Below are 10254 nucleotides of genomic sequence, written 5' to 3' on the forward strand. Positions count from 1 at the left end.
AATAAAACAAAAACCTTCCAAATTAGATTCGGAGGGTTACTTGAGTTGTGCATTTTTAGTATAGCATGAAGCGATTTTTAATTTAAAAGATTTTTATTGACAATCTATTAGCTGGTTTTGTTGAATAAATGACTCACATTTTCAACTGACTTTATTGTAAGCTAAATAACTGTATTATCTCTGCACACCATAAAATTGTTTATGATTTAGTTAAATCTATCCTTCAAAATCTAGACCTTTTGTGCAAAATAAAAAAGTTATTTAAGAAAATAGCTAATCCTCAAATAACTTTTATATATTAATTAATTTATTACGGCAGGAATTAATGCTTCCCAATGTTGGTCATTAACTAACCCTATAAACTTGTAAACAGGCTGATAATAACCTTTGGAGTCGTAATTATATTCAAGCTCATAGTCATTTATAATTAATTTATCTCCATCGTTGAGATTATTATACATATAAAATTTTCCTTTTAGAATTTCTTCATAAGCTTGTGAAGGACTAATTATATTAACATCTTTTACGAATTCATTTTCCTTCATATCATAAAATACATCAATTGGCATGTGATTATTTTGAGATGGTATAAGCATAATTAAACCTTCAAAAAAATCTTTATCTTCAAAAGCAATTTTTTTAATAGACTGTTTCATATCCCACCGTAGAGTATTATTATCTTGTGTACTAAATACTGCCTCTTTAGGTAATAACTCATTTGATAGCAACCACTTTTCATAAAATTTCCTATAACTATTTAAATCCTCCTGAGCCATATAGACTGTTTCATTACTTTCGGTATAAAATCCCCATGTCCCATCTTTTGAATTGTAATTTAATATTATTTCATTTCCACCATTTTCCAATAAAGACCATATCCGATTGTAGCCATCTATACGGGCACTGCCCTTTTGCGATAAATTAAATGAACTTCGCAATAAATCCGCTATATTATTTGCGTATTCAATATTATGAATTTGGTCGTTATAATATAGAGAAACTGTGTCACCGTCCGTCTCCAATTCTGTATTTAGTACTACTTCAACCTGATTCATATTTTGAGAATATACTGGGCGAATGGAAAGATTCCCAAGCTCTTTTGAATGATATACAACCATTGCCCCTGTGAATAGCAGCGTAAAAACGAGCGGTATAAAAAAAGCTTTAAATAGCGACTGAGCCTTTACTTTTCGATGTACTACCACATCTTGAATTGCACTCATCAAGAGATATCCCGCAATACTTCCAATTGTGTTATGTAGTATATCATTCAATTCAAATATTCCTCTACGTGTGAACATCTGAAAAAATTCAATGCTTAATGTAACAGTTAGAGATATAAGTAAAATAGGAACTATTCGATGAGTTCTTTTTCCGAGAAGCGGCAACAGAAACCCGAGAGGCGCAAACATTAACATATTAAAAATTATAAGTTGCAATTCACTAAGAGACCATTGATTCCAAGCATTTATATAATCGCTAAATAGTCGAAAATTAACCCACCCCTCAAAATTTGCTCCCCTGCTAAATGTTGTTAATACTATAACAACAACAAACCAACCAAATAGTAAAAATAAAGCACTAAATTGATTAAGTGTTGCTTTTTTACTCCCACCCTGTTTTCGATATAGGGTATAAGATAAATAGGTTATTCCAATTATTACGACTGCCACAATTAATGCCATTGGCAAAATCGGTAGTAATTTATCGATAATACTTTTTATATCCAATTTACAAACTCACTCCTTATTTTCAAATAGCTGGATATTCTATTAGTTAAACAGCTGGATAGCTAACAGTATAAAGGCCAATTCTTAATATTAATTGCAGAAACTTCTTAAGTTTTTCTTAACAATGAACGAAAATATTTTTGTATAAAAAAAGAGCCCTTACAAAGGTAAGGGTCCATGAAAGATATATTAATTTTTAATTGTGATTAAGGTAAACAATAGGATGTGGATAAAAAGCGGATACCTGCTTTATCTTGGTCAATTTTTATTAAATAGTGTGATGCATTGTATATTTCGAACTTTGTTTCTTACCTTGTAGCAGTCTGTTTATTTTCGTATAGTAATCCATTTCCCATAAGTTCCGCATCGCCAAAGCCACTCTAATGGACCATACTTAAAAGATCTAAGCCAAAATGAAGAAGTAATGATCTGCGCTATCACTACAAGTACACACGTAATTGTTGCGTCGATATATGAAACTACTGTACCAGCGGGAATAAACATTGCAATAATAACCAAAATAACGGATTGACCTATATAATTCGTAAACGCCATTCGTCCAAATGCGTTTAATGGTGATAACAATTTCTTTACTAAAGGTTCGAGCAAAACAAGAAAGCTAACATAAAAAACAGAGAAAAATGGGGCGAAAGTCAAGGACAAGTCCGCAAAGTCAAAAAATGCACGATTTGATAATACTTGCGTTTCGGTTAATTCAAAACCCTCCATATAGTATACTAACCCATCGACAGGTGCTTTTTGCCAAAGAAAAGCGACTGAAATACTAGTTGCAACAAATGAAAGAACAGCAACCGTCATCCACGTTTTTCTCCTTTTTATATAAGATTCAAATACACGATACTGTCCGAACGCTAGACCCAGCATCATTAAAGGCAAGATTAAAAGCAGTTTTGCTCCAATAAAGCTTCCTATAATAACGCCTGCTATACCTAAGATTAGGTTAATCTGTTTCGGAACCTTATCAAAGAAAACAACAGGTACTCCTAAAACTGCATAAATCAATAAAGCTTCACCAGGGTTTATTAGGTGATGTATCCATCCTACTATACCCAAGATCAACATACGCCGAATAAAAAGTGAATATGGACGATCGTTCTTTTCTTTAGCCCTTGATAAAAAAATCCAAAGCCCTAATCCAAACAAAAAAGAAAATATAGCGTAAAAACGCCCTTCAACAAATAGATACAAGAAACGCTGAACCCAAATATCCTCCTGTGTTCCAGTTAAGTTAATGTTTGCGCTCCAAAATGCAAGCACATTTACAAAAGGAAGCCCCATCAGAGCAAACCCTCTAATCAAATCAATAACATTAATGCGGTACTTATTTATTACTGGCTCCATTATAATTAGCCTCTTTCTTATCATTTTCATACGGTATTCTATCGAATAGTGTGCCTGCCCACAATAACAATCGTTCGCAATAAAAAACTGCGTGTAATTCGTTTTACGTAGATGCATTCAGTCTACTTGCATCCTTGTTAATTTACAAAAATCTTTCCGTATAACAGGGTTTAATTATAAAAATTAAATCTTAAGAAAGAGTGAGGAAAACTATGAAGAAATTATTAAAGTGTGAGTGAGCAGTGGCAGTGGGCACGTATACAACGAATCTCTAGTTCAATCTGGCTCTTTCGTATAATAATTACCTTTAATCAATATTTTTTATAATTTATATTTCCTTTTATTTAAAACATCTCCCGTAAACGTTTTATGTCTTTCATTGGAGGCAAGCCAAACATACGACTATATTCTCGGTTGAAATATGATGGACTTTCATAACCTACCTGGAATGCTGCCTCAGCCGCTTCCAGATTTTCCGTTAAAAGCAATCGACGCGCTTCCTGTAGTCGAAGCTGCTTCTGATACTGGATTGGGCTCATACCCGTGACTTCCTTGAAATGACTATAGAAAGATGAAAGGCTCATACTAGCTTCTCTCGCCAATTCGTCCACCCTCAATGACTGTGAAAATTCACGGTTCAATATTCCAATCACCTTTGCAATCCTTTGGGCCTGACTGCCTACAAGGGCAAAATGTTTCAAGGAATCATTCTGATCATTTTGCAGAACACGGTAAATAATTTCACGTTTGATACTGGCAGCAAGGATTGGTATATCCTGCGGAGTGTCCAAAAGCCTAATTAGCCGTAATACCACTTCAATGAGTGAATCATTGACAATGTTAATTACCAGACCCCGTCCTGGAGATTCACTGGAAATTACTTGACTCGATGATTGTACCACCTCAAAAATTTGGGTCATATCAAGTGACAAATTTACACATAAATATGGATTTTCGGTTGAAGCCTTTATGATCTGTCCTGTGATTGGCAAATGAACAGAAGCAGTCAAATAACTTGCCGTATCGTATTGATAGTTTTCTTCCCCAAGCATGACTAATTTTGATCCCTGGGCCACAACACAAAGGGACGGTTCATAAACTGAGTAAACAGGTTCAGAAATCTGCGAGCTACGAACAAGTCGCAAGCCTGGTATAGCTGTCTCAAACGTTCCATCCATCGGTACATGTCTCTCAATCAACTCTGCCAATTCTTTAATTTGCTCCATGGACAATTCCTCCATCTTTCCAGATATCTTTATGAATCTATCACTCACTATACTATATTTTTTTGGAGTATTAGGCAATAATAGTATAAATTTCGGCTACCTCCTCATTGATGTAAAGTTTCATAATAAGTTTATGGTCAGACACATCACATCAAATGGAGGGTAAGTAATGTATGTCCTTTGGTTCGCTGTATTTACATTTCAACCCTACCAAGATTTGAGTGCCATCCATCGTTTAAGTGAAAGGAGATTTTGAAATGAAAAAAGAGCATGAAAACTATCATTCTTATTTGGGTACCTGGGTGACCGCAGACGGCTACATTCGGCACGAGCTGCTTCCAAATGGACGATATGACGAAGCTCGTGGCGAGCGCAAAAGCGCTTATCGAGGGAGCTATACCATTAAAGGCAATCATATTGAGTATGTCGATGATACAGGCTTTACTGCCGATGGTGATTTTATCAACGGAGTGCTTTACCATGCGGGTATGGTGCTATATCTAGAAAAACATAGTGAAGGGAGCAAGTAAGATGTCAGCACTTAATGGAAAAGTGGTTGTGATTACTGGAGCAAGCAGTGGAATTGGTGAAACAACAGCCCGACTACTCGCAAGCCTTGGCGCTCATGTTGTCATCGGTGCAAGGCGTGTGGAAAAACTAGAGGCATTAGCGGCCAACATTCGTGCAGATGGTGGATCTGTAGTCATTCAACAGCTCGATGTTACACAACTAGAACAAATGCAGGAAATCATGGGAATGGCCCAAAGTCGTTTTGGACGAGTTGATGCAATTATCAACAATGCAGGAGTGATGCCCCTCTCTCCGCTGGAAGCATTGAAGATTGAGGAATGGAATCGAATGATTGATGTTAATATTCGCGGTGTTCTCCATGGCATTGCCGCAGGTCTGCCGGTCATGAAGAAACAAGGTTTTGGTCATTTTATAAACATCGCATCCATCGGCGCCTACGAAGTGAGCCCAACAGCAGCTGTCTACTGTGCGACAAAATATGCCGTACGTGCAATAACGGATGGATTGCGGCAAGAGATTACTGGTCAGGGCATCCGAGTGACCCTTGTATCTCCTGGGGTAACGGAATCAGAACTAGCTGATAGCATTACTGATAATGAGGCAAAGGAAATCATGAAGGAATACCGACGTATCGCTCTTCCAGCTACAGCCATTTCCAATGCTATAGTTTATGCACTTGAACAGCCAGACCATGTCGATGTTAGTGAATTGGTCATTAAACCCGTAGTGAAAGTTAACCAGTAAGACATTAGGAATTCAAATAGCATAAGCCCCTCCATTCTAGTTTAAGTACATCTTTTTAAAAAGTACTTTAAAAGTTCAATTGTAACATAAATAAGTTATCTAATTGTAAGCCTTAAACATGCATAACCCCGTTCTAAGTAAGGACGGGGCTGACTTTAAGAAAAACTGTCGTTGTATTATTCGCTTTTCTTATTCTCGGCATAAAGCATGCAATTACTATTCCGATGATGGCAAATACTAACATAACTAAATATTCGCCATTGGTACTTGTATGTGAGTTAACATGCAGGTAGGGGATTGAATCTTTTATAAGTTAATTAAAGTTAGGTGTTAATCAATTATTGTTAAAATAGCTGACTTAGAAAGGGATATGTAAGAAAATTGCTGTCAAAGAGAAGGAGTATTGTGGAAATTCTTTTGTACTATTTTAATTACATACTACAATAATAGCCTGTAAATTTAGGTATAGAAATATAATTCTCCTTAAAGACGTTGCTCCACAAACTGCCCTTTAATGAAAATAGACGCACTTCTTAATTAAAGAGATGCGCCCTATAATTGAATATTAATATTAAGCTTTTTAAAAGGAAAGCGAGTTACAAAACTCATCAAAGATTTGCTTTTTTATTTCTTGTATAGGAAACTGCTGTGGATAAGTACATATCATCAACATGATCCCTTGAAGCGTGGATGAAAAGTATAACGACCGCTTCCGCGCTTCCTTTGCTCCTAGTTTTTCAAATATTTCACATTGAAACTCAAATTGTCTGGCGTTTTCTTCAATAAGAAAACGACTGTATTTGATTAGCTCATGATCTGCTTCAGGTTGCGTTTGCAGGTGGAGATAGAAACGGAATACTTCCGGCTTCTTGTAGACATTATCGATAGCTCCCTCTATAATATGCTTGAGCTGCTCCACTGGGGTCTCAATAGTCTTTGCTTGATTCATGACTTCAACCATTTCCCCAACCCTAGCGTCAACCATTGTGGCCAGGAGTTCTTCCTTCCCTTTAAAATAATTGTAAAGCAAGCCTTTAGATATGCCAGCCTGTTCGGCAATGTCGCTAATGGAAGTCGCGTGATACCCCTGCTTGATGAACAATTCCATCGCAGCTTTAAGAATACTCTCTTTGGCTAACTGACGAATACGCTCATTCTCTTGTGGTGTTCTTGGCATAGCAATTATCATCCCTCCACAAATTCCATAATATGACGATACAAATCCTCGGGATGAGTTAAAGTAACCATATGATCTGCACCGGAAATTTCAACGATTCGAGCGTCTAATTGCTTTCGAAAGTATTCAGCGACACGAAGGTTATCAGGTAATTCCTCTGTACCAATCATAAATAAAGTTTTAACAGTCAACTCATCCAGTCTTTCGGTTGCTGGAGGATTTGGCCAAATCACTTCAAAAGCTGGCCAATTAAATGTTCGTTTGATATGGTGTCGAAGCATTTGTTCAGTCAGCTCCTTGTGGGGACTAGCCTGGACAACACGATACGACGGTGCACTCTGTGAAACCTCAATCATTTTATCTATGTCTGGTGCTAGCGCACTTACCTTATTCATGTATTCTTCAAACTCTGATGAATAGTTGAACCCTGACAATGCCGGTGCGATTAAAACCAATTCCGATACATATTCAGGATATTCTAATGAAAAGTCTATTGCAATCTGTCCCCCCATAGAATGTCCGATCAATGTGGTTTTATGAATGTTCAGGTGGTCAAGTAGCCCCTTTAAATCTTCCACAAAATTAATATCTCCTACTGGATCCGGTGATTTCCCGGCTCCGCGTCCGTCAAAACTAATAACCATGTAATGTTTTGCTAAAAGTGGTGCAACATATGTCCAGTCACGTAAATCAGCGCCACCACTGTGAAGAAGAACGATAGGGTGCCCAGTACCATTAACCTCGTAATACAAATCCATTGGAATCCCTCCATGCATTTTTGAAGTATTGACTTTATTTTATTATTGAATGAACGTTTAGTCAATAAAAAAACAATCCTCCACAATCTGGTCCTATTCATGAAGAAGGACGCTCTACTTATTTAAGAAAGCGCACGATAGTTGAAGATCGTTGTTCAACTAAGATACCCCTTAGCTTAATACAGTTAGCCCGTTGATTATTGAACTGTAACATTATCAAAAGGTATTGATTCACCATTTACTTGAACATCTATTACATCGTGTTTAGGGTCTGTCATTAAATAAAATGTATTTTGCTTTACCGCTCTATTTTGTAGATTAGTTACATTAAGCTTTATTGTTACTGTATCCCCTTGTGTTTCTAAATCTGCTTCCACATCTCCACTTGAATGAAAAACAATATAGGACCCTTTTCCTCCATCAGTAATTGATTGAAGTCTTAAATTGAAATCAACATTATCTTGCACACTATTAGGTACATTTTCAACTTCGCTAAAACTCGATGTTGATGAATTACAAGCGGTCAAAATCAAAGTTACCAAAAACACAAATAAAAGTATTTTCTTCATAATTCCCACTCCTTCTGCCTTATAATTAAATACTGTAGAAAGAAATATATACTCCTGCTCTTCAAGTAAACTGCGCCGTAGTTTAAATATATTTCTTCATAATTCTACTTAAATTTTAACATAAATATCCAGATAATCTTTACTGAGGTTATTCCATAAAACGGAACTTTCATACAAAAAAAGCACTGATCCATACTCTGGAAATACGCCCGATCGTAATATAAGGTCGGCCAGATTTTGTTGAATAACGATCAGCTTCTATTAGCTGGTTTAATGAAATATGTATTAAATGGGAGCTCCATTCTTCGGAACCATAGAAGAGGAGGCGAGGTATCTAACCATCCATCCTGTTGAAATTGCGAGTCTTATGCAAGGAAAAGATCATATTAAAATTGAGTTTGAACCGATTGTGAATGAGTTAAATAAAGTAATAATACCTGTAGGAATGTTAGCGACTGTTGGGGGCAAATTTTACATGTTAAAGGAAAGTAATGTTAGAATTAAAAGAAACAAAAGTTCAAGTTGTCATTTAAACTTATAAAAAATTTCTCCCACCCCATATCTTTTCGTTTTCGTAATCCGTTTATAAACTAGAGACGTGCTGAAGGAGTGATTGTGATGCAGAGAAACCGTGTGCACGGTGCAGATGATTTATTGAGCTTTATCCGAAGCTGCGACGATACTGTCATGTATTAGCCAAAAATCAATGGGATGGAGAGGAACTGGTACAGAATGCGTTGATGAAGCTTTGGCTACATTACGAGGACCAGACTTCTATTCCAGCAGCTTTAGTGAATAAGATAGCGCATAATGAATGGATTGATACGATTCGAAAGCACAATAAAGAGTGCTTAGAAGCTGATCCTGATGAATTGGATTCGGATGATACGACTAGCAAGATTGCGACTCGCTTTGAGATCATTCAACGATTGATGAGCCAATTAACACCGAAGCAAGTTGTTATGCTTGTTTTAAAAGAAGGGTTTCGCTATCAGCTCGCTGAAATTGCAGACATCTTTTCGACATCTGAGACAGCTGTAAAATCAACTATTCATCGAGCCAAACAACGCTTAATGAAACAGGTGGATCAAGAAGGAAGTCCGCTCATTGACCTTTATTGGGAACAAGAAGAACGTGAACAAGTGGAACATCTACTTCACACCTCATTTAAGAGACAGGATCCAACTATTCTGATCCAGACGATACCGTTGCTGCGCTCGCTAGTGAAAGATCAACGTCCGGCAAGATCTCTGCACCGCACACTCATTCACTCATGTCCTTCACGCCCTGTCCTAAAGGCGGCGTAATTGGGTTACCGCCTAAAAGAAGGAGGAAGCGAAATGAATGTAACACCGTATGTTATCGAGCAATCCAGTCGTGGGGAAAGGTCGTATGATATTTACTCACGGTTGTTAAAGGACCGAATTATCATGGTCGGGGATGAAATTACTGACGGGCTTGCTAATAGTGTCGTGGCACAGCTGTTGTTCCTAGCAGCAGAGGACCCTGACAAGGACATATCGATGTACATCAATAGTCCTGGCGGGTCAGTAACTGCTGGCTTTGCTATATTTGATACGATGCAATACATCAAACCAGATATCAGGACGATTTGTATGGGGATGGCAGCTTCTTTTGGGGCGAACCTACTACTTGCTGGTACAAAAGGAAAACGATATGCCCTGCCGAACAGTGAGATCATGATTCATCAGCCGTTAGGTGGTGCAAGAGGGCAGGCAACAGATATTGAGATATCCGCCAAACGGATCATTAGCCTGCGTGAGCACATTAATCAAATTATTGCAGAACGAACGGGTCAACCGATTGAAAAGGTTGCACAAGATACGGACCGTGATTATTTTATGAGTGCCGTTGCCGCAAAAGAGTACGGCATCATTGATGAAATCATTTAATACAGGGCATAAAAATGCAAGCGTATCTCACTGCATTTGTTGTAAATGTAAAAAGAATGATAAAACTACAAGAAACCGCACTGACCTAAAAAAATGAGACAAATAAAAACACCTTTCGTTGAGAAACGGGTATTAAACCTATAAATCCAACGTGGAGGTGTTTTTTCTATGGGAACAAGAGTTAGTTATCCAGTAGAAATTAAAATGAAAGCAATCGAAATGAGGTTAGCAGGAATACCTGTTA

11 protein-coding genes are annotated in these 10254 nt (G+C 37.2%); 5 read left to right on the plus strand and 6 right to left on the minus strand.

The annotated features are described in order from the left end of the window. Positions 1-302: 302 nt before the first annotated feature. From EKG35_RS19505 to EKG35_RS19515, 3 genes are all read right to left on the minus strand, one after another. On the minus strand, positions 303-1730 hold the full coding sequence (locus EKG35_RS19505; RefSeq protein ID WP_126296211.1) for a VanZ family protein: 1428 nt from the start codon (positions 1728-1730) through the stop codon (positions 303-305). Positions 1731-2057: 327 nt separating this feature from the next. Then, positions 2058-3092 (minus strand): DUF418 domain-containing protein, encoded by a 1035-nt coding sequence (locus tag EKG35_RS19510; protein WP_185807834.1) that lies wholly within the window; start codon positions 3090-3092, stop codon positions 2058-2060. Positions 3093-3436: 344 nt separating this feature from the next. Continuing rightward, the gene (locus tag EKG35_RS19515; RefSeq protein ID WP_185807835.1) at positions 3437-4318 is read right to left on the minus strand and encodes an AraC family transcriptional regulator; all 882 of its coding nucleotides are present in this window, start codon (positions 4316-4318) and stop codon (positions 3437-3439) included. Between the two features lie 257 nt (positions 4319-4575). On the opposite strand from EKG35_RS19515, the gene EKG35_RS19520 reads away from it, so the two are divergent. Then, complete coding sequence (locus EKG35_RS19520) at positions 4576-4848, plus strand: Atu4866 domain-containing protein (RefSeq protein ID WP_126296213.1); 273 nt, start codon at positions 4576-4578, stop codon at positions 4846-4848. Position 4849: 1 nt separating this feature from the next. Then, positions 4850-5593: an SDR family oxidoreductase gene (locus EKG35_RS19525; RefSeq protein WP_126296214.1), complete on the plus strand. Its 744-nt coding sequence runs from the start codon at positions 4850-4852 to the stop codon at positions 5591-5593. Positions 5594-6173: 580 nt separating this feature from the next. Here the strand turns inward: EKG35_RS19525 and EKG35_RS19530 are convergent. The 3 genes from EKG35_RS19530 to EKG35_RS19540 all read right to left on the minus strand — a co-directional run bounded on the left by EKG35_RS19530 (position 6174) and on the right by EKG35_RS19540 (position 8097). Further along, a complete protein-coding gene (locus EKG35_RS19530; RefSeq protein WP_126296215.1) occupies positions 6174-6770 on the minus strand; it encodes a TetR/AcrR family transcriptional regulator in 597 nt (198 codons plus the stop codon). An 8-nt stretch (positions 6771-6778) separates the two neighbouring features. Next, positions 6779-7528 (minus strand): alpha/beta fold hydrolase, encoded by a 750-nt coding sequence (locus EKG35_RS19535; protein ID WP_126296216.1) that lies wholly within the window; start codon positions 7526-7528, stop codon positions 6779-6781. Between the two features lie 197 nt (positions 7529-7725). Further along, on the minus strand, positions 7726-8097 hold the full coding sequence (locus tag EKG35_RS19540) for a peptidylprolyl isomerase (protein ID WP_126296217.1): 372 nt from the start codon (positions 8095-8097) through the stop codon (positions 7726-7728). A gap of 289 nt (positions 8098-8386) precedes the next feature. Here EKG35_RS19540 and EKG35_RS21095 point away from each other — a divergent pair, with 289 nt between their 5' ends. From EKG35_RS21095 to clpP, 3 genes are all read left to right on the plus strand, one after another. Further along, entirely contained in the window at positions 8387-8638 is a 252-nt protein-coding gene (locus EKG35_RS21095; RefSeq protein WP_126296218.1) for a hypothetical protein, read from the plus strand. 112 nt (positions 8639-8750) lie between these two features. Further along, positions 8751-9404, plus strand: coding sequence for a sigma-70 family RNA polymerase sigma factor (locus EKG35_RS19550; RefSeq protein WP_126296219.1), 654 nt, complete (start codon positions 8751-8753; stop codon positions 9402-9404). 33 nt (positions 9405-9437) lie between these two features. Further along, the gene (gene clpP / locus EKG35_RS19555; protein WP_126296220.1) at positions 9438-10010 is read left to right on the plus strand and encodes an ATP-dependent Clp endopeptidase proteolytic subunit ClpP; all 573 of its coding nucleotides are present in this window, start codon (positions 9438-9440) and stop codon (positions 10008-10010) included. The last annotated feature ends 244 nt before the right edge of the window (positions 10011-10254 follow it).

Origin of the sequence: Lysinibacillus telephonicus, from assembly GCF_003966145.1 — a bacterium.
GTDB lineage: Bacteria > Bacillota > Bacilli > Bacillales_A > Planococcaceae > Ureibacillus > Ureibacillus telephonicus.

Bases quoted from the DNA above. Each gene is read 5' to 3' on its own strand.
- EKG35_RS19510 (WP_185807834.1), bottom strand. From the start codon at position 3,092: ATGGAGCCAGTAATAAATAAGTACCGCATTAATGTTATTGATTTGATT.
- EKG35_RS19535 (WP_126296216.1), bottom strand. From the start codon at position 7,528: ATGGATTTGTATTACGAGGTTAATGGTACTGGGCACCCTATCGTTCTT.
- EKG35_RS19515 (WP_185807835.1), bottom strand. From the start codon at position 4,318: ATGGAGCAAATTAAAGAATTGGCAGAGTTGATTGAGAGACATGTACCG.
- EKG35_RS19540 (WP_126296217.1), bottom strand. From the start codon at position 8,097: ATGAAGAAAATACTTTTATTTGTGTTTTTGGTAACTTTGATTTTGACC.
- EKG35_RS19525 (WP_126296214.1), top strand. From the start codon at position 4,850: ATGTCAGCACTTAATGGAAAAGTGGTTGTGATTACTGGAGCAAGCAGT.
- EKG35_RS19530 (WP_126296215.1), bottom strand. From the start codon at position 6,770: ATGCCAAGAACACCACAAGAGAATGAGCGTATTCGTCAGTTAGCCAAA.
- EKG35_RS19520 (WP_126296213.1), top strand. From the start codon at position 4,576: ATGAAAAAAGAGCATGAAAACTATCATTCTTATTTGGGTACCTGGGTG.
- EKG35_RS21095 (WP_126296218.1), top strand. From the start codon at position 8,387: ATGGGAGCTCCATTCTTCGGAACCATAGAAGAGGAGGCGAGGTATCTA.
- clpP (WP_126296220.1), top strand. From the start codon at position 9,438: ATGAATGTAACACCGTATGTTATCGAGCAATCCAGTCGTGGGGAAAGG.